The sequence below is a fragment of the Reyranella sp. genome (genome assembly GCF_965249915.1).
In the GTDB taxonomy this organism is placed as follows: domain Bacteria; phylum Pseudomonadota; class Alphaproteobacteria; order Reyranellales; family Reyranellaceae; genus Reyranella.
Genome location: NZ_OZ252257.1, coordinates 70,326 through 93,802, shown reverse-complemented (window position 1 = coordinate 93,802; position 23,477 = coordinate 70,326). Strand labels below are relative to the sequence as shown.

At 66.3% G+C, this 23,477-nt stretch carries 26 protein-coding genes; 17 read left to right on the top strand and 9 right to left on the bottom strand.

Going from position 1 to position 23,477, the window contains the following annotated elements:
- Positions 1-2: 2 nt before the first annotated feature.
- The 3 genes from oxlT (at position 3) to ACP15H_RS00440 (ending at position 3,195) form a co-directional block, all read left to right on the top strand.
- A complete protein-coding gene (gene oxlT / locus ACP15H_RS00450) occupies positions 3-1,271 on the top strand; it encodes an oxalate/formate MFS antiporter (RefSeq protein WP_425064262.1) in 1,269 nt (422 codons plus the stop codon).
- A 111-nt stretch (positions 1,272-1,382) separates the two neighbouring features.
- Positions 1,383-2,606 carry an acyl-CoA dehydrogenase family protein gene (locus ACP15H_RS00445; RefSeq protein ID WP_425064261.1) on the top strand — a complete coding sequence of 408 codons (1,224 nt, stop codon included), beginning with the start codon at positions 1,383-1,385 and terminating at the stop codon, positions 2,604-2,606.
- Positions 2,607-2,826: 220 nt separating this feature from the next.
- Positions 2,827-3,195 (top strand): YidH family protein, encoded by a 369-nt coding sequence (locus tag ACP15H_RS00440; protein WP_425064260.1) that lies wholly within the window; start codon positions 2,827-2,829, stop codon positions 3,193-3,195.
- A gap of 166 nt (positions 3,196-3,361) precedes the next feature.
- On the opposite strand, the gene ACP15H_RS00435 is transcribed toward ACP15H_RS00440, so the two are convergent.
- Together ACP15H_RS00435 and ACP15H_RS00430 are read right to left on the bottom strand one after the other, a co-directional pair.
- Positions 3,362-3,970 (bottom strand): VOC family protein, encoded by a 609-nt coding sequence (locus tag ACP15H_RS00435; RefSeq protein WP_425064259.1) that lies wholly within the window; start codon positions 3,968-3,970, stop codon positions 3,362-3,364.
- A gap of 25 nt (positions 3,971-3,995) precedes the next feature.
- Positions 3,996-5,933, bottom strand: a complete 1,938-nt coding sequence (locus ACP15H_RS00430; protein ID WP_425064258.1) for a primary-amine oxidase — start codon at positions 5,931-5,933, stop codon at positions 3,996-3,998.
- A 121-nt stretch (positions 5,934-6,054) separates the two neighbouring features.
- Here ACP15H_RS00430 and ACP15H_RS00425 point away from each other — a divergent pair, with 121 nt between their 5' ends.
- The 6 genes from ACP15H_RS00425 to ACP15H_RS00400 all read left to right on the top strand — a co-directional run bounded on the left by ACP15H_RS00425 (position 6,055) and on the right by ACP15H_RS00400 (position 10,719).
- Complete coding sequence (locus ACP15H_RS00425) at positions 6,055-6,981, top strand: DMT family transporter (protein WP_425064257.1); 927 nt, start codon at positions 6,055-6,057, stop codon at positions 6,979-6,981.
- Entirely contained in the window at positions 6,978-7,748 is a 771-nt protein-coding gene (locus ACP15H_RS00420; protein ID WP_304853707.1) for an SDR family oxidoreductase, read from the top strand. The genes ACP15H_RS00425 and ACP15H_RS00420 overlap by 4 nt, the downstream gene beginning before the upstream one ends.
- 128 nt (positions 7,749-7,876) lie before the next feature.
- Positions 7,877-8,671: a 3-oxoadipate enol-lactonase gene (pcaD, locus tag ACP15H_RS00415; protein ID WP_425064256.1), complete on the top strand. Its 795-nt coding sequence runs from the start codon at positions 7,877-7,879 to the stop codon at positions 8,669-8,671.
- 29 nt (positions 8,672-8,700) lie between these two features.
- On the top strand, positions 8,701-9,867 hold the full coding sequence (locus ACP15H_RS00410) for an acyl-CoA dehydrogenase family protein (protein WP_425064255.1): 1,167 nt from the start codon (positions 8,701-8,703) through the stop codon (positions 9,865-9,867).
- Positions 9,868-10,000: 133 nt separating this feature from the next.
- A complete protein-coding gene (locus tag ACP15H_RS00405; protein WP_425064254.1) occupies positions 10,001-10,384 on the top strand; it encodes a hypothetical protein in 384 nt (127 codons plus the stop codon).
- 65 nt (positions 10,385-10,449) lie between these two features.
- The gene (locus ACP15H_RS00400; RefSeq protein ID WP_425064253.1) at positions 10,450-10,719 is read left to right on the top strand and encodes a hypothetical protein; all 270 of its coding nucleotides are present in this window, start codon (positions 10,450-10,452) and stop codon (positions 10,717-10,719) included.
- Here ACP15H_RS00400 and ACP15H_RS00395 read toward each other — a convergent pair.
- The gene (locus ACP15H_RS00395) at positions 10,647-11,066 is read right to left on the bottom strand and encodes a VOC family protein (RefSeq protein ID WP_425069845.1); all 420 of its coding nucleotides are present in this window, start codon (positions 11,064-11,066) and stop codon (positions 10,647-10,649) included. The two genes, ACP15H_RS00400 and ACP15H_RS00395, sit on opposite strands and share 73 nt — an antisense overlap.
- Before the next feature lie 92 nt (positions 11,067-11,158).
- Here ACP15H_RS00395 and ACP15H_RS00390 point away from each other — a divergent pair, with 92 nt between their 5' ends.
- Genes ACP15H_RS00390 through ACP15H_RS00375 form a run of 4 tightly spaced genes read left to right on the top strand, consistent with a single transcriptional unit; the run spans position 11,159 to position 15,394 of the window.
- Positions 11,159-12,301: an alpha/beta fold hydrolase gene (locus ACP15H_RS00390; protein WP_425064252.1), complete on the top strand. Its 1,143-nt coding sequence runs from the start codon at positions 11,159-11,161 to the stop codon at positions 12,299-12,301.
- Complete coding sequence (locus ACP15H_RS00385) at positions 12,298-12,789, top strand: GNAT family N-acetyltransferase (protein ID WP_425069844.1); 492 nt, start codon at positions 12,298-12,300, stop codon at positions 12,787-12,789. Before ACP15H_RS00390 ends, ACP15H_RS00385 begins: the two co-directional genes overlap by 4 nt.
- A gap of 16 nt (positions 12,790-12,805) precedes the next feature.
- Positions 12,806-13,852 (top strand): MBL fold metallo-hydrolase, encoded by a 1,047-nt coding sequence (locus ACP15H_RS00380; protein ID WP_425064251.1) that lies wholly within the window; start codon positions 12,806-12,808, stop codon positions 13,850-13,852.
- A gap of 48 nt (positions 13,853-13,900) precedes the next feature.
- Positions 13,901-15,394: an MFS transporter gene (locus ACP15H_RS00375; RefSeq protein WP_425064250.1), complete on the top strand. Its 1,494-nt coding sequence runs from the start codon at positions 13,901-13,903 to the stop codon at positions 15,392-15,394.
- A gap of 123 nt (positions 15,395-15,517) precedes the next feature.
- Here the strand turns inward: ACP15H_RS00375 and ACP15H_RS00370 are convergent, their stop codons facing one another.
- Complete coding sequence (locus tag ACP15H_RS00370; protein WP_425064249.1) at positions 15,518-16,258, bottom strand: carbonic anhydrase; 741 nt, start codon at positions 16,256-16,258, stop codon at positions 15,518-15,520.
- 79 nt (positions 16,259-16,337) lie between these two features.
- Between ACP15H_RS00370 and ACP15H_RS00365 the strand changes: the two genes are divergently transcribed.
- Complete coding sequence (locus tag ACP15H_RS00365) at positions 16,338-17,117, top strand: enoyl-CoA hydratase/isomerase family protein (protein WP_425064248.1); 780 nt, start codon at positions 16,338-16,340, stop codon at positions 17,115-17,117.
- A 25-nt stretch (positions 17,118-17,142) separates the two neighbouring features.
- Positions 17,143-17,547 carry a hypothetical protein gene (locus ACP15H_RS00360; protein WP_425064247.1) on the top strand — a complete coding sequence of 135 codons (405 nt, stop codon included), beginning with the start codon at positions 17,143-17,145 and terminating at the stop codon, positions 17,545-17,547.
- On the opposite strand, the gene ACP15H_RS00355 is transcribed toward ACP15H_RS00360, so the two are convergent.
- On the bottom strand, positions 17,544-18,779 hold the full coding sequence (locus ACP15H_RS00355) for an MFS transporter (protein ID WP_425064246.1): 1,236 nt from the start codon (positions 18,777-18,779) through the stop codon (positions 17,544-17,546). The genes ACP15H_RS00360 and ACP15H_RS00355 overlap by 4 nt on opposite strands.
- Positions 18,780-18,934: 155 nt before the next feature.
- On the bottom strand, positions 18,935-19,678 hold the full coding sequence (locus tag ACP15H_RS00350) for a 2-keto-4-pentenoate hydratase (protein ID WP_425064245.1): 744 nt from the start codon (positions 19,676-19,678) through the stop codon (positions 18,935-18,937).
- 41 nt (positions 19,679-19,719) lie between these two features.
- Between ACP15H_RS00350 and ACP15H_RS00345 the strand changes: the two genes are divergently transcribed.
- Together ACP15H_RS00345 and ACP15H_RS00340 are read left to right on the top strand one after the other, a co-directional pair.
- Positions 19,720-20,916, top strand: coding sequence for an amidohydrolase family protein (locus tag ACP15H_RS00345; RefSeq protein WP_425064244.1), 1,197 nt, complete (start codon positions 19,720-19,722; stop codon positions 20,914-20,916).
- A complete protein-coding gene (locus ACP15H_RS00340) occupies positions 20,913-21,743 on the top strand; it encodes an enoyl-CoA hydratase (protein WP_425064243.1) in 831 nt (276 codons plus the stop codon). The genes ACP15H_RS00345 and ACP15H_RS00340 overlap by 4 nt, the downstream gene beginning before the upstream one ends.
- Here ACP15H_RS00340 and ACP15H_RS00335 read toward each other — a convergent pair whose 3' ends face one another.
- The 3 genes from ACP15H_RS00335 to ACP15H_RS00325 form a co-directional block, all read right to left on the bottom strand.
- A complete protein-coding gene (locus tag ACP15H_RS00335; RefSeq protein WP_425064242.1) occupies positions 21,744-22,451 on the bottom strand; it encodes a DUF4198 domain-containing protein in 708 nt (235 codons plus the stop codon).
- Positions 22,452-22,563: 112 nt separating this feature from the next.
- The gene (locus tag ACP15H_RS00330; protein ID WP_425064241.1) at positions 22,564-23,184 is read right to left on the bottom strand and encodes a glutathione binding-like protein; all 621 of its coding nucleotides are present in this window, start codon (positions 23,182-23,184) and stop codon (positions 22,564-22,566) included.
- A 23-nt stretch (positions 23,185-23,207) separates the two neighbouring features.
- Entirely contained in the window at positions 23,208-23,465 is a 258-nt protein-coding gene (locus ACP15H_RS00325) for a DUF1127 domain-containing protein (RefSeq protein WP_425064240.1), read from the bottom strand.
- Between the last annotated feature and the right edge of the window lie 12 nt (positions 23,466-23,477).

The following is a 23,477-nucleotide window of genomic DNA, read 5'->3' as shown; positions in this document are numbered from 1 at the left end:
CAGTGTCGCGCAGCAATACGTCGGTGCCGGTATCGCCGGCCGGTCGCTGGCTGCAATTGTGCGCCGGACTTCTCTGCATGGTGGCGGTGGCCAACCTGCAATATGGCTGGACGCTGTTCGTCCATCCCCTCCATGACAAGTACGGCTGGAGCCTCGGCAGCATCCAGACCGCCTTCGCCATCTTCGTCATCGCCGAGACCTGGCTGGTGCCTTTCGAGGGCTGGATCGTCGACCGGTTCGGCCCGAGATACGTCGTGGCGGCCGGCGGAGTCCTCGTTGCCGCGGCCTGGACCCTCAACTCGGTGGCCGATTCGCTGTTGCTGCTATACGTCGGCGCGGCGCTGGGCGGTATCGGCGCCGGGGCGGTCTACGGGACGTGTGTCGGCAACGCCGTCCGCTGGTTTCCCGACCGCCGCGGCCTGGCGGTCGGTTTCACCGTCGCGGGCTTCGGCGCAGGCTCGGCCCTCAGCATCATCCCGATCCAGGACACGATCGCCACGCGCGGCTACGAGACGGCCTTCCTGTGGTTCGGCCTGGTCCAGGGCCTGATCGTCGTCGTCACGGCCTGGGCCTTGCGGGCGCCGCCCCATGGCGCGTCGGTCGCGCCGGCCCCTCGCCTCCTCCAGACCGCGCGCGACTTCGGCCCGACGGAGGTGCTGCGGTCGCGGATTTTCTGGCTGCTCTACTTCATGTTCATCCTGGTCTACTCGGGCGGCCTCATGGCGACGGCGCAGATCGCGCCGATCGCGCGCGACTTCAAGGTCGCCGACGTGCCGGTCAGCCTGCTGGGCCTCACCCTGCCTGCGCTCACCTTCGCCATCACCCTCGACCGTGTGATGAACGGCGTGACCCGGCCGCTCTGCGGCTGGGTGTCCGACCATATCGGCCGTGAGAACACCCTGTTCATCGCCTTCCTGCTGGAGGGCGCCGGCATCTGGGCGCTCTGGGTCTATGGCCACGATCCTCTGCTGTTCGTGATCCTGGGCGGCCTCGCGTTCTTTGCCTGGGGCGAGACGGCGAGCCTGTTTCCGACCATCTGCACCGACACGTTCGGCACGAAATACGCCACCACCAACGCAGCCCTCCTCTATACGGCCAAGGGCGTGGCCTCGCTGCTGATCCCGCTGGCGAGCTTCTGGGTGGTCGAGACCGGAAGCTGGCACGACGTCTTCCTTGCCGCCGCGCTCTTCAATCTGCTCGCCGCCTTCCTGGCGCTGGCCGTCCTGAAGCCGCTGCGGCTGCCGGCGCAGTCCCGGACCGGCGAGGCCTAGCTTCCCGCCGCGACCGCCGACCGCGAGTCGAAACCGGCGTGCGACCTGAATGCCCGTTCACATTGTAGCGGTTTTCGGCCAGAGTCCGCCGCAGCACAAAGGGAGAGAGTGATGGACTTCGAATACTCGGATCGCAGCAAGGCGCTGCTCGAGAAGCTCAACAAATTCATGGACGAGGTCATCTATCCGGCCGAGCCCGTCTACGAAGAGCAGATGGAGAAGGCCAAGGATCGTTGGCAGCTCCCGCCGATCATCGAGGAGTGCAAGGCCGAGGCCAAGAAGCGCGGCCTGTGGAACATGTTCCTGCCGGCCGACCGCGAGACCGGCGACACGCACGGCACGATGGGCCTCAGCAACCTCGAATACGCCCCGATCTGCGAAGTGCTCGGCCGTTCGTCGATCGCCTCCGAGGCGGTCAACTGCTCGGCGCCGGACACCGGCAACATGGAAGTGTTCGCCCGCTACGGCACGGCCGAGCACAAGGAGAAGTGGCTGAAGCCGCTGCTCAACGGCGAGATCCGCTCCTGCTTCGCCATGACCGAGCCGGCGGTGGCCTCGTCCGACGCGCGCAACGTCGAGTGCCGCATCGAGTCCGACGGCAACGACTATGTCATCAACGGCCGCAAGTGGTGGTCGTCCGGCATGGGCGACCCGCGCTGCAAGGTCATCATCCTGATGGGCAAGAGCGACCCCAGCGCGCCGGCCTACCGCCAGCAGTCGATGATCGTCGTGCCGCGCGACACGCCCGGCATCAAGATCGTGAAGATGCTGCATGTGTTCGGCTATGACGACGCGCCGCACGGCCATGCCGAAGTGGTCTACGACAACGTCCGCGTTCCGAAGTCGGCCATCCTCCTCGGCGAGGGCCGCGGCTTCGAGATCGCCCAGGGCCGCCTCGGGCCGGGCCGTATTCATCACTGCATGCGCGCCATCGGCGTCGCCGAGCGGGCGCTCGAGATGGCGATCAAGCGCGCCAAGAGCCGCACGGCGTTCGGCCAGAAGATCTCGGAGATGGGCGTCACCAAAGCCCATGTCGCCGACATGCGCATGGAAATCGACATGGCCCGCCTGCTGGTCCTCAAGGCCGCCTGGGCGATGGACAAGTTCGGCAACAAGGAAGCCCGCCAGCAGATCGCGATGATCAAGGTGGCGGTGCCGAACATCACCTCGAAGGTCGTCGACCGCTGCCTGCAACTGCATGGCGCCGGCGGCGTCAGCCAGGTGTTCAAGCTGGCCAGCATGTACGCCCACCAGCGCACGCTGCGCCTGGCCGACGGCCCGGACGAGGTCCATCGCGACCAGGTTGGCCGTCTCGAGATCGCCAAGTACAACTGAGTCCCGTTACCGGGACGGAACGAGGCGCGATCCCCCGGGATCGCGCCTTTTTCTTTGCGAAGAGTGAAGGCGAAGGGTCCCTCGCCCCGCTCGGGATGACACTCTTGTTGTGATTGACGCAGTGCGCCGATCAAGAAAAAGCTGTCATCGCGGGCAGGGTAACCCCCACCCTGGAGCGCAGCGAAGGACCTTTACGCCATCGCCAGATGCAGGAGACACCATGGACAGTCCGAAGAAGAGCCTGCACGTCACCGATCATCTGGCCAACGAGCGCACGTTCCTCGCCTGGATCCGGACCTCGATCGCGGTGATGACGCTGGGCGTCGCCATCAACCGATTCGCGCTCTTCCTGATGGAGATGCACCAGGTCATCCCGGATATCCGCCATCTCGCCAACCGCCATGTCGAGAAGCTCGGGATCGGGCTGGTGGTGCTGGGGATCGTCATGCTGGTCGGCTCGACCTGGCACTACCTCCATGTCGGCAAGACCATCGACGACGAGACCTATCGCCCGTCGGTCAAAGTCATGGTCGGCACGGCGATCGCCATCGGCCTCATCGGCGGCTCGACGCTGATCTGGTTGTTCTAGGCGCGTTGGAAACGCGCACGTCCTAAGAGTCTGGCCAGAAATCAATGCAGCTAAAACAAGGAGCTATGAACAGCCCCAATAACCTCCCCCTGAGGAACATCGCGTAGCGATGTTCCTCAGGATGAGGTAAGTGCTTGAATCGATTCAATTCATTTCCGGCCAGCCTCTAACGAGGAGAAGGCACCGATTGCGGCGGCGCCGGGGGACCGTCGGGCATGTCGAGCAACTCGCTCTCCGGCGCGCCGGCCTCGTAGGCTTTCACCAGGGCCTCGGGATCGAAGGCGATGCCGATCGGGTTCTTCCGGAACGCCTCGGTCTGGAAGTAGGCCGCCGTCGCCTCCTTCGTCGCATAGCGGTCGACCTGCAGTTCGACGCCGTTGCCATCGGGATCGCGATAGTAGATCGACACGGTGGGCCCGTGATGAATGCAGCGCGACGGCTCGATGCCCAACGCCTTCACGCGGCGCCAGGTCGAGAGCAGCGCGCCGATGTCGCTGAACGTATAGGCCACATGCGCCAGGCCCGAGGTCTTGGCATCGGGCGACTTCAACCCCGCCAGATTGACGATGCCCAGGCGATGATGCTCGTCGTCATAGGTCAGGAAGCAGATGTACTCGGTGCGCTGGACCACGCGCATGTTCAGCACCGCCGAATACCAGTCGATCATCGGCTGCACGTTCGACGAGCGCAGCACGAAGTGGGCGAACAGGATCGGAGTGGCCGGCTTGTCCGACAGGCTCCGGCGGCGCGATGCGGTGTCGATCAAGGTACCCATGGCAATCTCCTCGCTCGAGGCCGCGTCAATCGACGCAGCAGCTCATGCTGCTGGCGGAGGGCGGGACATCGAGAGCCGGATTTTCACTGAAGAATCCCGTGGGATGAAGGGCAAAACCGGCGGTGATCACGGGCTGAACGGGAAAATCCTCGGGCCGCGGAATATGGTGCAGACCGAAGCTGTGCCAGATCACGACATCGGTATCGACCAGCGGGCGGTCCGATTCCGTCCAGGCTGGCAATCCGTCGCCGCCGCTGCTCTGGTTGGGGTAGCGGCCGGCCGCGTAGATCTCGTCGGGATGGTAGGCGGTCACCCAGAGCTGCCGGGTCATGAAGGCCGCGCGCCGGGTCACCATCGACTGGGGGTGCGAGAAGGTGGGGACCGGGCTCAAGGGCAGCAGCTTGTAGGCGGTGGGCTGACCCAGCCGGTTGCGGGCCTCCGCGCTCTCGATCTTCCAGAAGCGGGCGGCGTTGAAGTCGACGTTGCGCTGCGCGCCCTGCTCGGTTGCCAGGACCGTCTGGCGTGTGGTGAAGGCATTGCCGTACGGATTGTCGTCGTCCATGGGCAAGGCCACGGTGTCGACCTCGACGACGCGGTTGCGCTCGCCGTCGACCGCCACATCGAGGCGCATGTTGAAGACGTGCTGATGGTAGTGGGCATAGACGCCCGGCGACACGATCGTCCCATAGTCCGGCGCTTCGCCGGGCCGCAGGCCGGCGGTGTTCATGATCCCGGTCGCCTTCATTTCGAAGTGGATCGAGCCGTCCTGGTGAAAGTACCAGAACGAGCCATACTCGTAGTTGCCGATGGTCGAGATCGACGACACGACCAGCCGCCGGGCGCGCCTCACATCGACCTCGCCCGTGAACAGGTCGGTGTGCTTCCACAGGATGCCGAAATCCTCCTCGTGCAGGCAGACCGCGCTCTCGATGCAGTAGGGATCGCCCTTGCTGTCGGCCAGCCAGGCGTCGAAGTAGCGGATGGCGCCCAGACAATCGCAGCCCAGGGTCAGGGAATTGGCCAGCACGCCGATGCCGTACTCGCCGACATCGAAGGCATTCTTGCGAAAATGCCCGCCGCCGGGGTGTCCGTAGGGCACGACCATCTCGGACAACGCGGCCCGGTGCAGCACCGACCGCAGCCGTCCCTCGTCCTCGTAGCCGATCGCATGCAGCACCAGCCCTTCGCGGGCATTGAAGCCGACGCGGAAGCGCCATTTCTGCCAGCGGACCTCGTTGCCCTCGACGACGAAACTCGGGCCCGCCGGCTGGACGATTTCCAGCGGCTTCACGTCATCGCGAAAGACGCTGCGATAGCGGGCGGCATAGTTGCGATCGAGCCTCGGGACGTCGGCCACGCCATAGTCGTCGACGCGCAGCACCTCGGCCCGGTCGAGGTCGACGACGGCACACAGTCCCTCGATGGGGTGGGCGTAGCCGTTGTCGTTCTTCTCGCTGCGGTACCAGCAGAAAGTATGCGAGAGCCGCCGGCCTTCTTCGTCCGGCAGCCCGTAGTTGCCGGCCGACCAGGGGTCGACCTGGACGTTTTCGATGTCGGTGATGCCGCGCCGGGCCAGCGCCTCGCGGAAACGGGGATCGGCCCGCGCCACCTCTCCGACCAGCAGGATGTCGTCGACCAGGATGCGCGGCCGCACGCCGGGAACGTGCCGCCAGTCGACGACCTTGTCGGCGACGAGATCCACCCGGGCCTCCCAGACCTGGCCGTCGGTGCGGTCGAACGCGCACACGAACGCCTCGCGCGGGAACGACGCGCCCGCCTGGAAATCCCTCACGACGTTCTTGTCGGGTTCGTGCAGGCTGACCGTTTCGAACATCATGCCCGGCCCGAGATCGTGTGCCGCTCGCACGGCCGCCGACGCTCGGCGTATCTCCCCGGCAGTCAGTGGATCGAGAGGATGGCCGGGGGCCGCGTGCTTCACAGTCTCGGCGATGGCATCGGGCATGGCTTTCCTCTCGACGGGCATTCTCACGGTGACGATTGCGGAGCGCAAGACGCGCCGCGGGGGCCGACCTGCAAAAGCAGTGCCTTGACCCTGAGCGCGTCTCAGCCTCCTCTGCAGGCACATGTCCGCTCCCGCCATCGATACCACCGACAGCCTGTCGCGTCTGATTCCGTCACGCACGGCGCGCGGCTTTTTCCTCGCCGTGCTGTCGGGCCTCTTCTTCAACTTCCTGAACGCCTCGGTGAAGGAGCTGGCGAGCGAGATGCCGCCGCTCTACGTCGCCTGGGGCCGCTGGGTCGCCGGCGTTGCGCTGATCGCCCCCTATCTCTTCTGGCGCGCCGGCCTCGCCGGCATGAAGACGCAGGACCTCAAGCTCCACTGCTTCCGCGGGCTCTTCCACACATCGGGCTATGCGCTGTGGTACGAGGCGGTGGTCTGGCTGCCGCTCGCCACCATGGCGGCGCTGGGCTTCACCGGCCCGATCTTCGTCACCCTGGGCGCCGTGATCTTCCTGCGCGAAACGGTGCACTGGCGGCGCTGGCTGGCGGTCGGCATCGGCTTCGCAGGCATGCTGATCATCGTGCGGCCGGGACTCGTCACCGTGAACCCCGGCATCGTCATGATGCTGTGCGCCGTGCCGCTGATCGCCGGCTCCAACCTCGTGGCCAAGGTCGTGTCGGGCCGCGACAAGCCCGCCGTCGTCGTGCTGTGGCAGAGCGTGATCGGCGCGATCTGCTTCACACCGCTCGGCCTGTGGTTCTGGCAGACGCCGACCCTCGACCAGCTGCTGCTGTTCCTGTCGGCCGGCTTCTTCGGGACGATGGGCTATTTCTTCATCACCTGGGCCTACCGCCTGCTCGATATTTCCGCCCTGCAATCCATCACCTTCCTCGGCATCGTCTGGGCCGCCTTGATGGACGTTGCGGTCTGGGGCAAGACCTCGGACCTCTGGACCTTCGTGGGCGCCGCGATCATCGTGGCGTCCACGACATACATCGCCCACCGCGAGGCAAGAGCGGGGGCCGCTGCGGGAGGAAAGAAGACATGACGGATCGTCTGGCCGGCAAGGTTGCGCTCATCACAGGCGGCGCTTCGGGGCTCGGCGCCAATGCCGCCGAACTCATGGCCAAGGAAGGCGCCCGGGTCGTGGTGGCCGACGTCGCCGTCGATCGCGGCAAGGCCGTCGCCGACCGGCTGGGCTCGGCCGGCCATTTCGTGAAGCTCGACGTCACCAGCGAGGACAACTGGAAGGCCGCGATCCAGGAGACGGTCGACAAGTTCGGCGCCATCCACGTGCTGCTGAATTCGGCCGGCATCGGCCTCAGCAAGACGGTCGAGGAGATCACGCTCGAGGAATGGCGCAAGGTCCACGCCATCGATCTCGACGGCGTGTTCCTGGGCTGCAAGCACGGCGTCGCCGAGATCAAGAAGCACACGGCACGCCTCGGCGGCTCGGTGATCAACATCTCCTCGATTTCCGGCATCATCGCCGGCGCCAACATGGCGGCCTACAATTCGGCCAAGGCCGGCGTCCGCCTGCTCAGCAAGTCTGTGGCGCTGCACTGCGCCAAGTCGGGCTACAACATCCGCTGCAACTCGGTGCACCCGACTTTCATCGACACGCCGATCCTCGACAAGTATCGCGACCGCTTCGGCCAGGACCTGATGCAGCAGAAGCTCGGCAAGCAGGTCCCGATCGGCCGCCTCGGCCGGCCCGAGGAAGTGGGCTGGGCGATCGTCTTCCTCGCCTCCGACGAATCGAGCTTCATGACCGGCTCGGAAGTGATCATCGACGGCGGCATCAGCGCGATGTGATTTTACCCGTCGTCTCGGGCGGGGTCGCCCCCGCCCTGGACCGCAGCGAAGGACCTCACTGCGGTCAGACGACACCTTCAGCCAACGCGAGATCCTTCGCTGCGCTCAGGATGACATGAGGGCTCGACATGCTGCTCAATCTCGACGGACGTAAGATCTACTTCGACCTGGCCGGGCCGCAGAATGCGCCGGCGGTCTGCTTCACGCATTCTCTGGCGGCCGATGGCGGCATGTGGACCGAGCAGCTCGTGCCGCTGCTCGCCGCCGGCTATCGCGTGCTGCGGCTCGACATGCGCGGGCATGGCGGCAGCCAGCCGGTCGAGGGCGACTACACGATGGACGAGCTGGCGGGCGACGTGAAGGGCGCGCTCGACGTGCTGGGCATCTGGAAGGTCCATTACATCGGCCTGTCGATCGGCGGCATGATCGGCCAGGGCTTTGCCCTCGCCTACCCGGAGCGCCTGCACTCGCTGACCCTGTGCGACACCCACCCCTCCTCGCCCGACGATTCGGCGGGCCTGTGGGACCAGCGCAAGGCGGCCGTCCGCGAGAATGGCGTGAAGGCACTGGCCGACGGCAACATGGAGCGGTGGTTCACCCCGGAGTTCAAGGAAGCCAACCCGACGCGGTGGAAGGAGATCCACTCGACGATCTGCGGCACGTCGGACCTGGGCTTCCTGGGCTGCGCCGCGGCGATCCAGAACTTCGACTATCTCGACCGGCTGCCGACCATCAAGATCCCGACGCTGGTGATCTGCGGCGACGACGATCCGGCGACGCCGCCCGACCGCAACAAGCTCATCGCCTCGAAGATTCCGGGCGCGCGCTATGAGGACATCGCCAAGGCCCGCCACCTGCCCAACGTCGAGCGGCCCGAGCCGTTCAACCGGCTCATGATGAGCTTCCTCGGCCTCAACCGCTAATCAGCGCCGTCATCGCGCAAGGACCCACCATGGATTTCGCCTTTTCCGAAGACCAGCTCGCCATCAAGGACAGCGTCGCCAAGCTGTGCGCCGGGTTCGACGACAAATATTGGCTGAAGAAGGACAAGGACGGCGGCTTCCCTGAGGACTTCTACCGCACGATGGCCGACGCGGGATGGCTGGGCATTGCGATGCCGGAGGAGTTCGGCGGCTCCGGCCTCGGCATCACCGAAGCCTCCATCATGATGCAGGCGGTGGCCGAGTCGGGCGCCGCCCTGCAGGGCGCCTCGGCGATCCATCTCAACGTGTTCGGCCCCAACCCGATCGTGGTGTTCGGCACCGAGGAACAGAAGAAGCGCATCCTGCCCGACATCATCAAGGGCAAGGTGAAGGGCTGCTTCGCCGTCACCGAACCCGATGCCGGCCTCAACACCACGGCGCTCGAGACCAAGGCGGAGCGCGATGGCAACGGCTACGTCGTCCATGGCAAGAAGACCTGGACCACCACGGCGCAGGTCGCCGACAAGATGCTGCTGATCGCCCGCACGACGCCCAAGGAAAAGTGCAAGCGGCCGACCGACGGGCTGTCGCTCTTCTACACCGACTTCGACCGCAGCAAGATCGAAGTGCGCGAGATCGAGAAGATGGGCCGCAAGGCGATCGACACCAACCAGGTGTTCATCGACGGGCTGAAGGTGCCGCTCGAGGATCGCATCGGCGAGGAGGGCAAGGGCTTCCACTACCTGCTGCACGGGCTGAACCCCGAGCGCATCCTGATCGCGGCCGAGGCGATCGGCATCGGCAAGGCCGCCCTCGCCCGCGCCACCCAGTATGCCAAGGAGCGGGTCGTGTTCGGCCGGCCGATCGGCAAGAACCAGGCGATCCAGCATCCGCTGGCCGAGAGCTGGATGCAGCTCGAGGCGGCCAACCTGCTGACCTTCAAGGCGGCCTGGCTGTACGACAACGGCAAGGAATGCGGCGCCGAGGCCAATTCGGCCAAGTATCTCGGCGCCCGCTCCGCCTACGACGCCTGCGAGCGCGCGATCCTGACCCATGGCGGCTACGGCTACGCCAAGGAGTTCCACGTCGAGCGCTTCCTGCGCGAGGTCATGATCGCCCGCATTGCCCCGGTCAGCGAACAGCTCATCCTCTGCTACGTCGCGGAACGCGTGCTCGGACTGCCGAAGAGCTATTGAAACGGGCGAAAGCGGCCGATTGGGGCAAAAAAGGGGCGTCTGCAGACGATTGTATCGTTTGTATCCGCAACCCCTTGGCGATTCAGGACGTTTGTTGAGTACCTGATCGCAACCAATTCTCGGGAGCCGCACAATGACTCGCAACCAGCTACATGCCGGCCTGGCGCTGGGAAGCGTGTTCCTGATGGCAGGCATCGTGGCCTTCGCGCCGCCGGTTCCGCCCGCCTCCGCTCAGAGCCAAGCCGAGCGCATCTGCCGGGAGCAGGGCATTACGCCGAAAACCGAAGGCTATGAATACTGCCTGTCGCAGGCGACGCGCGCTCTGGAATGGGGCAAGCCCGAGATCGCCTACACAATGGCCAGGGTCACCGCCGACGCGCGTGACTCCTGCCTCGAATCCGGCCTGTCTCCCGCCACCTCGGGTTACAAGAGCTGCATGGAGCGCGAGACTCACGCCCGACGCCTGCTCGTGTTCACCGACGAGCCGCAATACGACCGGGACATCGCTCACCAGTAATCGGTCTCGGATCCGCGGCAACTGTCCCGCTCGGCCGGCGTTCCTCGAGGAACAAGGAGCATTCCATGAAACGCCTCAGTACGGTCTTCGCCTTGGCGGGCGCGACCGTCGCCGTTGCAACGATTGCCCCGCAGGTGCAGGCGCGCTCCAGCGAGGCCTTGGCCATCGCGGAGAAAGCCTGCCACGATCAGGGCATCAAGCCCCACTCGACTGCTTTCGAGAAGTGCGTCGAGCGGGTTGCCGACGCTTACGACCGGACCGGTCAGATGCCGAAGGTGACGTGGCCGACCGCATCGATCGGCCAGGACGGATTCCAGGCGATCTCCCAGGCGTGACCGTCGGGATCGGCCACATACCCCCGAAAGCCGCCCTGAGGCGGCGCATCGGCCGGCCGTAGCAGACTGCCGCCGGCCGACACGAGTTGATCGAGCAGCGGCTGCACAGCTTCCTTCGCCGCAACGTTGTGTGCGAGGCTGAAAGCACCCGGGGTTCTGCCCGCCTGCCGTGAATCCGCCTCGAGGGCGGCCGCGAGCCAGGTCGCGAGTACCAACCCGTTCATCTGGTAGAAGACGATTTCCTCAGATGCGAAGACTGGCTTCCAGCCGAAGCCGTCCCCGTAGAAGCGCTTCGACCGCGCGAGCTCGGCGATACCGAGCGTGATGACCGCAATCAATTGCTGCATCCTTCCCTCCCATGATCGCAGAGCGAACGGTTTCTCAGGCGACGGCGAAGACCGATCTGCCATTTTGATCGATGTCGGCATAGGCTCTTCCCATGCAACCGCTCCCCTCTTCCGTCCTCCCCGCGGGTATTCGCGCCCGTATCCTCCCCGGCATCAACGGCCTCGACATCCACGTGCTCGAAGCCGGCTTCGACAAGAAGGCGCCGGCCGTGATGCTGTTCCATGGGTTCCCGGAGATCGCCTATAGCTGGCGCAAGGTCCTGCCGGCCCTGGCCGAGGCCGGCTATCACGCCATCGCACCCGACCTGCGCGGCTATGGCCGCACCACCGGCTGGAGCGCCGACTTCGACGCCGACCAGATCGGCTTCCGCTTCACCAACCTTCTGCGCGACGCGATCGGCGTGCTCTATGCGCTGGGCCATCGCACCGCCGAGGCCGCGGTCGGACACGATTTCGGCTCCTCGGTCGCCTCCTATGCCTCGCTGGCGCGTCCCGACATCTTCAAGCGCATGGCGCTGATGAGCGCGCCCTTCCCCGGCCCATCGGCCGTACCCTTCGACACCGCCGGAAAGCCGGCTCCGCCCAAGGCACCGGACGTCCACGCCGCGCTGGCGGCGCTGCCGCGTCCGCGCAAGCATTATCAATGGTATCAATCGACGCGCGAGGCCAACGAGGAGCAGTGGCACGCCAAGCAGGGCCTGCACAATTTCCTGCGGGCCTACTATCACTACAAGAGCGCCGACTGGAAGGCGAACAAGCCCTACGAGTTGAAGGGCTGGACCGCCGAGGAGCTGGCGAAGATGCCGACCTACTACGTCATGGACCTCGCCGAAGGCATGGCCGAAACGGTCGCCAAGCAGATGCCCACGCCCGACGAGATCGCGGCCGCCCGGTGGCTCACCGATGACGAGCTCGCGGTCTATGCCGGTGAGTATGAGCGCACCGGCTTCCAGGGCGGCCTCAACTGGTATCGCGCCCGCACCAGCGGCCGCGTGGCGCCCGAACTCGAGATCTTCACTGGCCGCACCATCGACCAGCCTTCGACCTTCATCTCCGGCAAGAGCGACTGGGGCAACTACCAGTCGCCCGGCGCGCTGGAGAAGATGCAGAAGAGCGCGTGCACCAACATGAAGGAGATCCACATGGTCGAGGGCGCCGGCCACTGGGTACAGCAGGAACAGGCCTCCGAAGTGAGCCGCCTGCTGATCAAGCTCCTGAAGGAGACGAAGGCCTGACCGAACTGGCGCGTGTTTCAGCCGGCGAGGAGGCCGCCCTCCTCGCCCTCAACAACGACCATGCCGTCGAGCTCTCCTGGCTCGACGCCCCGCGGCTGCGGCATCTTCTCGGCCAGGCCTTTTATTCCCGGCGCGCCGGCAACGTCGCTGCCTTCCTCATGGCCTTCGACCAGGACGCCGACTACGACAGCCCCAACTACCTCTGGTTCCGCGCGCGCTATCCGCGCTTCGTCTATGTCGATCGCATCGTCGTCGCCCCGGCGATGCGCCAGCGCGGCCTGGCGAACCGCCTGTACGAAGATCTGTTTCAAGCGGCCATCGCCGCCGGCCATGACCGCGTCGTGTGCGAAGTGCACTCCGATCCGCCCAACCCGGCATCGGACGCCTTCCACGCGGCCCTTGGCTTCACAGAAGTCGGTCATGCCGAGATCCAGGGCGGCGCCAAGACCGTCCGTTATCTCGCGCGATCCCTCGTCCCGGCTCCCTGACACAGGAGGCGTCCCCATGTCCGACCTCGCCGCCGTCGATTCGCTCACCGTCGACGTCATCACCGACAATATGAGCGACACCTACGCGAGCAAGCCCGCGTTCGCGGTGTCGGAGATGGCCAACATCCTGAAGGCCGGCGCCAAGGAGATTTCCGGCGAGACTCTGCTGGTGGCCAATCTCGGCTACGGATTGCGCCTCAAGACGAAGATCGGAGCGACGCAACACACGCTGCTGTTCGATACCGGCACCGAGGGTGCGGCCTTCCTCCGCAACTGCTGCAACATGGCGATCGATCTCGGCGAGGTCGAGGAGATCGCCGTGACGCACGGCCATTGGGATCACATGGGCGCGCTGCCGGCCGCGCTCGACGCCATCGGGAGGCGCCGCGGCCGAGGCAGCGTGGCGGTGCACGTCAATCCCGACATGTTCAACGAACGCGGCGTATTGCTCAAAGACGGCACGATCTTCCCGGCCGCCCGTGTGCCCATGCCCGCGCAGATGGAGGCTCAGGGCGCGCGCGTCGTCAACGACGGCCAGGCGCGCACCCTGCTCGACGGCCACTTCTACTACAGCGGCGAGATTCCCCGGGTCAGCGCCTTCGAGAAGGGCCGCGAGGACCATCTCTGCCGCAAGGACAATTCGGAGGAGTGGCGGCCCGACCCGTTCCTGATGGACGAGCGCATGCTGATCGTGAACGTGCGCGCTCTCGGCCTCGTCGTGTTCAGCGCCTGCTCGCATGCCGGCATCGTCAATGTCTGCACCGAGGCGAAGCGCCTGTTCCCCGACATCCCCATCCACGCCGTGATGGGCGGCCTGCATCTCGGCGGCGTGATGGAGCGTCTCATTCCCCAGACGGTCGAAGCGCTCGAGCCTTTCGACATCGGACATTTCATCACCGGCCATTGCACCGGATGGCGGGCGCTGCAGGCGCTGGCCAACGCCTATGGCGATCGGGTGAGCCAGTCCGCCGTCGGCACGACCTACACGTTCGACACCACCGTGCCACCGCCGGCGCGTGAGAGCAGGCCGCCGACGAAATTCGAGACAAAGCCTGCCTGGTAAGCCAATAGTTCCGCCGCATCGCCTCTTCGCAGCAGCGGACATCGAATCTTGACCGACGCGTCTCCCGGCCCGTTCTCCCTCGGCGCGCTTCGGGCCGCCGCCCTCGAAGGGCGGGAGCCGCCGCCGCTGAGGTCGGTCGCGCGCCTGAAGTCGTATCGCTGGTTCGTCGTCGGGACGGTCTGCATCGGCGCCGTCATGGGGCAGGTCGATGCCAGCATGACCCAGGTGCTGCTGCCGCGACTCGAGGTCGAGTTCGGCGCCCGCCTGGCCAGCGTGAGCTGGGTCGCCGTCGCCTACCTGCTGGCGCTCGCCTCCTTCATGCCGATCTTCGGACGGTTGTCGGACATGTTCGGCCGCAAGCTCCTCTACACGGCGGGATTCCTGCTCTTCATCGCGGGCTCGGCCCTGTGCGGCTACGCGACGAGCCTGCCCTGGCTGATCTTCTTCCGCGTGCTGCAGGCGATCGGCGGCGCGCTGATCACCTCCAACAGCGTTGCCATCGTCGTCATGATCATGGGACCCGAAGAACGCGGGCGCGGCCTCGGTCTGCAATCGGCAGCGCAGGCGGTCGGACTGGGCGCAGGCCCGGCGATCGGCGGTTTCATCCTCGACACGCTGGACTGGCAATGGGCCTTCTGGATCAACGTGCCGCTCGGCATTGCAGGCGCGATCCTGGGCTGGTTCGTGCTTCCCCGGACGGCCAGCCCGCCCACGCACGAACGCTTCGACTGGCGCGGCGCGATCCTGATCGCGCCGGCGCTGACCGGCTTCGTGGCGGCGCTGAACGAGTTGCACGCGCTCGGCCCGACCTCGCCGATCCTGTTCGCCTGTCTCCTGGTCGGGGCCGTGTGCGCCATCCTGTTCGTGCGCACCGAGCATCGCACCGCGAGCCCCTTGCTCGATCTCAAGCTGCTCACCAAGCCCGCCTTCCTGCTGGGCAACCTGGCGAATTTCACGTCCTACGCCACCCTGTTCGGCGTGTTCTTCCTCGTCCCCTTTGCCTTGGTGCGCATCTATCAGGATACGGCCCTGGCCGCGGGTCTGCGCCTGTCGATCCTGCCGGTGATGCTGGGTCTGCTCGCGCCCGTTGGCGGCATGCTCTACGACCGGCTGGGCGCCCGGACGCCGACCAGCTGCGGCATGCTGATCTGTATCGCGGGACTCGCGATCCTCTACTTCTTCCTCGATGGCGTTCCAGCGAATCTCTGGCTGGTGACCCTGTCGCTGGCGGTGATCGGCGTCGGCCAGGGCCTCTTCATCTCGCCCAACAGCAGTGCCATCATGTCGGCGGCCCCGGCCGGCGAAACCGGTCAGGCGGGCAGCGTCCTGAACGTCATGCGCATGCTGGGCATGAGCACCGGCATCGCCGGCGCCTCCACCCTGCTTTCGCTCTCCCTCGGCGGAAGCAGCGGCAGCACGATCGACCTGCCGCCAGCAACGCTCGTCGCCGCCAGCCGCGACGTCATCCTTCTGCTGATCTGCCTGGCCGCGCTGGCAGGCCTGATCGCGCTGATCCGGCCACGCGGCGGCCAGAAGACATAGGCTTCCTTCACCGCCCCCGATCGTGCAGCGCGTTCTCTACGCGGGGATCCGGCAAGTCCCCCGTCAAACGGAGATGGCCGGGAGGGGGAAAGCGACCTCCCGAGATTTCTCCAGATCAGGCGGTCAGAATGCCGGCGTCTTGCCGGCGAGGGCCGCAGCGAAGGATTCGGGCTTCAGGGCCGAGAGCGGCGTGCTCCCGGTCACGGCGGCGTCCAGCTTGACGCCGACCACCGCCGCGAACTTCAGCGTTCGGGGATCGAAGGCATAGAGCTGGCCGACCGTCAGGTTGAACCACCAGGCATGCAAGGTCAGCGTGCCCGCCTTCACCCGCTCCTCGATCCAGCGATAGCCCATCAGGTTGTTGACGCTGTTCACGACGGCGGCCTGCTCGACCGCACGCACGACCTCGTCGCGCGGCCGGTCCTTCAGCTCCTCGACGACGAGGTCGCGCGTGTCCTGCGCGATGCTGGTCCAGGTCGAGAGATAGTCATAGTGCGCATAGGCACCGCGGCTGCCGTCGACCAGCGCGCCGATGCCGCCGCACAGCGCGTGGCCCAGCACCACGATATGCTCGACGCCGAGGCCGCGGACGGCGAACTCGATGGCGGCCGAGGTGCCGTGATGGCGCTCGTCGGGAGGGATCTGGGCCGGCGGCACCATCGCCGCCACGTTGCGCACGGTGAAGATGTCGCCCGGCTTGGTCTGGGTCAGGATGCCCGGGTCGATCCGCGCATCCGAACAGCCGATGATCAGGATCTTGGGTGACTGGCCTTCCGTCGCCAGCTTCTCGAACAGGTCGAGATGCTCCTGATAGTAGCCAACCCGAAAATCCGCGAAGCCCTTGAGAAGCCGTTCGAGTGCCATGACCTGCCTATGCCCGTTTGCGGCGTAACGCGACATAGACGATGATGTCGCGGCGCACAATTCAGCAAAATTGGATGACATGACCGAAGAACTGCTTTTCGAGAAGCGCGGCGAAATCGGCTGGGTGACGTTCAACCGGCCCAAGGCGCGCAACGCGCTCACCTTCGCAATGTACGAGGGTCTGGCCGAGATCTGCGCCCGCGTGGGCAAGACCGGCGAGGTCCGCGCCCTGGTGGTCACCGGCGGCGGCGACAAGGCCTTTGCGGCGGGGACCGACATCGCCCAGTTCCAGAGCTTCGAGAGTGGCGAGGACGGTATCGCCTACGAGCGCAAGATGGATCGCATCCTGGGTGAGATCGAGCGCTGCCCCGTGCCGACCATTGCCGCCATCCACGGATTCTGCACGGGCGGCGGCGCCGCGATCGCGGCGGTCTGCGACCTGCGGATCGGGTCGGCCAGCGCCCAGTTCGGCTTCCCGATCGCGCGGACCCTCGGCAACTGCCTGTCGATGGCCAACTATGCCCGCCTGGCGGCCCTCATCGGCCCCCAGCGGGTCAAGGAAATGGTCCTGCTGGCCAAGCTGATGGACGCGCCGTCGGCGCTGGCCTGCGGGCTGATCAGCGAGTTGCTGCCCGACCAGGCGGCCCTGCTCGCCCGGGCCGAGGAGCTGGCGAACACCGTTGCCGGCCACGCCCCGCTGACGATGCAGGTCACCAAGGAGGCGCTGCGCCGCCTGCAGGCACGCCTGGGCGACGAGAACATCGACGATCTCGTCAGACTGGCTTACGGTAGCGCCGACTTCCGCGAGGGCATGGCGGCCTTCCTGGGAAAGCGGGCACCCAAATGGTCAGGCGCCTGACAGAGCGATGATACGGAGGACGTGAATGAAGCTGATTGCCACTCTCTCTTTGGTTCTTGGAATGGGCGTTGCCGTCGCCGCCTGCCAGAACCCGCAGCAGGTGATCGCGAACAAGGAAGACATGATGGTGGCGGCGGGCTTCAAGTTCGTGCCCGCGAACACGCCGCAGCGTCAGGCGGCGTTCAAGACCCTGCCGCCGCACAAGTTCTCGCGTGAGATCAAGAACGGCCAGGTGTTCTACGTCTATCCGGACCCGACGGTCTGCGTGTGCATCTATGTCGGCAACGCGGCGGCCTACGGCACGTATCGCAACAACGTCTTCCAGAAGAACCTGGCGGACGAGCAGCAGATGACGGCCGACGAGAATGCGATGAACGACTGGGATTGGGGCCCCTGGGGCGGCTACCCGTATCCCGGCTGGTACTACTAGGACTTTCTTCCGATCAGGAAGAGTGCGATCGCGGCCGCCTGGATCAAGGCGGCCGCGACGAACACCAGCATCCCTTCCGCTGGTGACAGCGACCGCAGCCAGCCGAACGCGGCCGGCGCGAACGCATAGGTTCCCTGCCCGACCGCCACGATCAACGGCACGACGCGCTGAACGTCGGCCTTGCCGAATTCGACCTGCGCGATCAGCGGCGGCAGTGACGTCGTGTTGCCGATCCCCGCGCCGAACAGCAGCACGCCCGCTACGAGCAAGACCCCATCCGTTCCGGCCGCGCAGAGCAACGCCAGCGATCCGGCGATCTGCACGACATGGCTCAGGCAGGCGACCAGCCGCCGGTCGCTGCCGTGCGGCATCAGCCACCCGACCAGCGTTCTTCCCGCGATGGCCGCCGCCGTCGCCAATCCCATGAGGATGCCCGCCGCCGGTCCGCCGAACACCGGCACGAGCAGCGAGAAGAGATGGGCGATCAGGCCGATCTGCGCGAACAGGCCGAGTGCCATTGCCGCGGCCAGGGTGAGGAAGCGCCGGTCACGCCACAGCAGAGCGCCCGGCAGGGTGCGCTCCACCGCTGCGGTCGTGCCGGCCACGGGCGTCAGGATCTCGCCATCCTGGACCTGTCCCAGCGACTGCGGCGTATGGGCAAACACGCGCTCGGCGAGGAACCAGACGGTGACGATCATGATCGCGCCGATGACCGCCGCGGCAACGGGAAAGCCGAGGGCGGCGATGGCCGCAACCCACAACGGAGAAAAGACGACACCGCCGATGCTGGCGCCGTTATAGGCCATCGACAGGGCCGCCGGTCGCCGCACCACGTACCATGGGGCCACGATGGCGTTGACGGCAGCAGCGCCCATCGCCACCCAGCCGGCCCCGCTGAGGAAGGTCGCGAGCAGGAGCTGCCACGGTTCCTGCGCCACCGCCCACCCGACGACGCCCAGCGCCAGAAGGGCAGCGCCCGCCTTGGTGACCGCTGGCAGGCCGAAGCGGCGATAGAGCGACGGCAGGTTGGCGACCACCACGGCGCCCACCAGAAAATGCAGGGTGACGGCGGAGGAGACCAGTACCACCGACCAGTCCCGCATCTCGCGCACCGACTGGAGATAGACGGGTGGGCCATAGAAGCCGAGGCCCCAGCCGAACATGGCGAGCACGAAAGCGGCCGCGACGACGCGGCGGCCAAAGAAAGGCGCGGGAGAAGCGAGACTTGTCATGCGGCGGACACTGCCGCCGGCAGGCGCGCCGTTGTTACGGCTGCGGCCGAAGCATCATGACGTGTCGACCTGAGCGCGAGCGAAGGACCTTGCGGATCGATCAGCGCACTTCCTGGCGAGCGAGAGATCCTTCGCTGCGCTCAGGATGACAAGGCTCAAAAACTCGCTTCGACGGCACCGAGGCCGACGAACTCCCCGCGCGCGTGCGAGCCCGGCGGGAAGTAGAGAAGACCGGTCCAGGAGCCGGTGGTGATCGCCTGCCCTGCCCGAAGGCCACCGCGATGGCGGACCGCGTGGTCGATCATCCAGGCGAGCGGACGCACGGGATCGATGGCACCGAGGCCGCCCTTCTGATCGACGATCGTCTGGCCGTCGACCACCAGCTTCACCTGCAGCTTCGGCCAGTCGAGCGACGTCCAGTTGCCGATCGGCTCGCCCACCACCAGCGCGTGGTTCATCTGGTTGTCGGCCAGCAGCCAGTCCGGATCGGCGCTTTGGAAGTCGGCGAGGCGCGTGTCGACGATCTCCATGCCGACGAAGGCGTCGCCCACGGCCGCCAGCGCCTCCTCCCGTTCGACAGGTGCTCCGCGGGCAGCAATGTCGCGCACGATGTGGAAGGAAATCTCGACCTCGACACCGATCATATGCATCGCCTTGCCGTCGAAGCGCGCCGGCGACGGCACCAGCGCGCCGGCCAGCAGCGGCGCGGGATTGGGCTCCGCCGTCGGCGTGCGGGCGCCGACCTTCCAGCCCGCCACCGGGCCGGTCGCTGCGGCGACGCCGTCCTGGACCGCATAGACCGCGGCGCGATCCTTTAAGGCGAAAGGCGGCGTCGCCTGGCGGCCCGTGCGGCGCGCATCGAGGAGGGTCTGCACGGCATGGGAAATGTCCTGGCTCATGGTAAGCTCTCGCAAAACGACAAAGGAAATTGGAGGAGACGATGCCCTACGCCAGCGGCCGCGTCATTCACGACGCCGATGCGCACATCATGGAAGTGCCCGGCTTCCTCGAGGAACATCTCGAGGCCCGGCATCGCACCGCGGTCACCGACCAGCTGTTGTTTCCCCGTCACGAAGGCTTTCACAGCACGCGCCTCAAGGCAGACACCGACGGGGGTGAGCCGGCGCAGGAGTTCGACGAGGCCCAGATCATGCTGCGCAAGAACTGGGAGGCGCTGGGTTCCTCGAACCGCCAGGACCGCCCGCGCTCGATCGATCTGCTGGGCTTCGCCAGCCAGCTCATGTTCACCACGGCCCTGCTCAACTACTCGTCGGTGCTGGAAGGCGGACGCGACGTCGAACTGACCTATGCCGTGGCCCGCGCCCATACGCGCCACATGGTCGAATTCTGCTCGGTCGACCACAGGCTGCTGCCGACCGGCTACGTGCCGCTGGTCGATTTCGAGCGCACCGCACGCGCCGCGCGCGAAGCCATCGAACTCGGCGCCAAGGCGCTGATGATCCCGTCGCGCTGTCCCGACGGTCATTCGCCCAGCCATATAGGCTTCGATCCGCTGTGGGCGGTCGCCCAGGAAGCCGGCCTGCCGATCGTTTTCCATGTCGGCGGCGGCGGCACGCTGCTGGAAGAGGCTTACTTCAACAACGGCCTGCCGCCGGTGCCCGACTTCCATGGCGGCGACGATAATTTCAAGTCGATCGATTACATGGCGATCGCCTATCCGCCGATGAAGGCGCTGACGGCCCTGGTCGTCGACCGCGTGCTCGACCGTTTCCCGGCGTTGAAATTCGGCGTCATCGAACAGGGTGCGTCGTGGGTGCCGGGCTGGATGCGCAACATGGACAGCGCGCACAACGCCTTCTATCGCAATGAGGAGCGGCTGCAGAAGATGTCGCTGAAGCCCAGCGAGTTCGTGCAGCGCCAGGTGCGGGTCACGCCCTATCCGCACGAGGATACGGGCTGGATCATCGCCAACACCGGCGACGAGGTCTGCCTGTTCTCCTCCGACTATCCGCATGTCGAGGGCGGCCGCCATCCCCTCAAGCGCTTCGAGGCGTCGATGGAGAAAGCCGGCATCACGGAGGCGCAGAAGCAGCGCTTCTATTGCGACAACTTCATCGACCTGATGGGCGCCGGTCTCGCGCCCGAACTCCGTCATCCCGTACAGGCAGCCGCATGACCTATTCGACGCTTCTCACCGAACGCACCGGACCGGTGCTCAGGATCACGACCAACCGGCCCGAGGTCCTGAACGCGCAGAGCCGGGTCCTGCTCGAGGAACTCGACCATGCCTTCCAGGCGGCGGTCGACGACAACGACGTACGGGTCATCATCCTGGCCGGTGCCGGCAAGCATTTCTCGGCCGGGCACGATCTCGGCAGTCCACAGGAGATGGAGGACCAGAAGAAGACGCCGCTGGAGCCCGGCTTCAAGGGAGAGTATCGCCGCCTGTGGGAGCGCTTCTTCGAGAACACGATGCGCTGGCGCGACCTGCCAAAGCCCACCATCGCGCAGGTCCAGGGCTACTGCATCATGGGCGGCATGATGATCGCCTCGGCCTGCGACATCATCATCGCCAGCGAGGACGCGCAGTTCGCCGACCGCGCCGTGAAGTGGGGCGGCAGCCACGTGCAGTATTTCTCGATGCCGTGGGACTTCGGCCCGCGCAAGACCAAGGAATATCTCTTCACCGGCGATTTCATCAGCGCCGCCGACGCCGAGAAGGCCGGCCTGGTAAACCGCGTCGTGCCTCGTGAAAGGCTCGAGGCGGAGACGATGGCGCTGGCCCAGCGGATCGCCGAGCGCGATCCCTATGCGCTGAAGCTCGCCAAGGCCTCGGTCAACGAGACCCAGGACGCGCAGGGCTGGCGACAGGCGATGGAGAACGCCTTCAAGAACTACATGCTCACCATCCCGCATCGCATCGAGATGGGAACCTACGGCGCGGCCGCCCGCGAGAAGGCGCCGAAGGATCGCTTCGGCGTTCTCAACAAGAAAGCGGTCTGATCAGCGCTTCGGCGTCACGACCGGCGGACGCGCCGGCGCCGCGAGTCCGTCCGGCACCTTGAAGGTGAGCGTCGTGACGAGGCGCATCCCGTCATAGGGCGCGTCACCGTGAGTGCCCGGCGTATTGTCGACTACCGACACTTCGACGGCGTAAGTCCCCTTCCACGGGAGCTCCACCGCGAAGCCCCCGGCCTCGTCGGTCTTGAACTCCTTCGTCCAGCCGAACTCGGTCACGACCTCGGCCTTGGCCTTGGGCAGCGGCTTGCCGTCGTAGAACACCTTGAAGCTGCCCGGCTTGCCGGTCGGCACGATGTCGAGCGGGATCAGCGGCTTGCGCTCGCTCAGGTCGGCGACGTAGCGCGCCGAGAGCCGGCCCAGCGTGCGCGTGACCTTGTCGTTCTGCTTGCGCTCGGTGACCCGCGCCTGCTCCGCCACGACGCTGCTTGCGCCCTCGGGCGCACCGGTGAACTGGAACGCGGTCGGCTTCTTCTCGACCTTCAGGGCAACGTCTCCGGCAGCACCGAACGCCTTCGCGGCCGGCATCGGCTCGAAACGATCGAGCAGGCCCGGCGAGCCCTCGCGCAGGTTCTCGCCGAACTCGCCGAAATAGAGCTGGTAGCCGCCCTCGTCCGGCTCGAGCCAGAGCGCGTGGGCCGAGGCGGCGGTGGTAAGCGAGAGCCACAAAAGGGCGGCGATGACGATACGCATGGGTCGATGTCCTCCGAGGGCGAACATCTAGCATGATCGCAATTAATTACCAGTCGCAAGTCTAATCGCGACGGGTGAAACGGGCGGCCGGGGCCGCCCGCCTCCTCCTCGATCAGGCCGCCCGCCGCTTGCGCTCTTCCATCTCGACTCCCATGGCGCGGACGACGGACGGGCGCTGCAGGTGTTTGCGATGATAGGCCCGCAGGGCCGGCCACTTGGCCAGGTCGGCCTTCAGGAAGACCGCCCAGTTGAGCAAGGTCACGAGATAGGCGTCCGCCACGGTGAAGCTGTTCCCGACCAGGGTCTCCCGGTCGCCCAGGCGCCTTGCGATCGCCGCCAGCGTCGGATCGAGTTCGGCCATCGCGGCCTTCTTTGCCTCGGCGGGCACCGTGGTCGAGAAGATGTTGTAGAAGACGCGCTTGTGCACTTCGGTGCCGAGATAATGCAGTGTGTCGATCAGCTGGTAGCGCTCTTCGCTGCCCCAGGCCGGGGCAAGACCGGCATCCGGCTTGCGGTCGGCCAGATACTGCAGCACCGAGGCGCCCTCGTTCAGGATCCGCCCGTCATCGAGCTTCAGGGCCGGCACGTAGCCGTACGGCGACACGGCGAAGAAGTCGCCGCCATCGTCGGTCTTCTTGTTCTCGACGAAGCGGACTTTGACCGGCAGGCCGGCCTCGATCACGGCAATATGCGAAGCGAGCGAGCAGGCCATCGGCGAAGCGAACAATTCCATTTCAATCTCCTTTGGTTGAACGATCAGCGAAGCGATCCGGGCCGGCGCCAGAACGGCTGTCTGGCTTCGAAAGCGGCCTGGGCAGGGGCAATGCCGGCGTCGCGCAGGCTGCGGCCATCGACCTCGGCGAGGGCGTGGCGCGCTCGCGTGCGGTCGCGCCACAACCGGAGAACGGCGAGCAACCGGCCGTGCAAGGGCAGGCGTGCCGCCCGCATGGACTGGACGGCCGGGGCTTCCGCGAGGGGATCGACCGGAAACAGGTCGGGGCGTAAATGGCTCATGGTGGAGCGGCT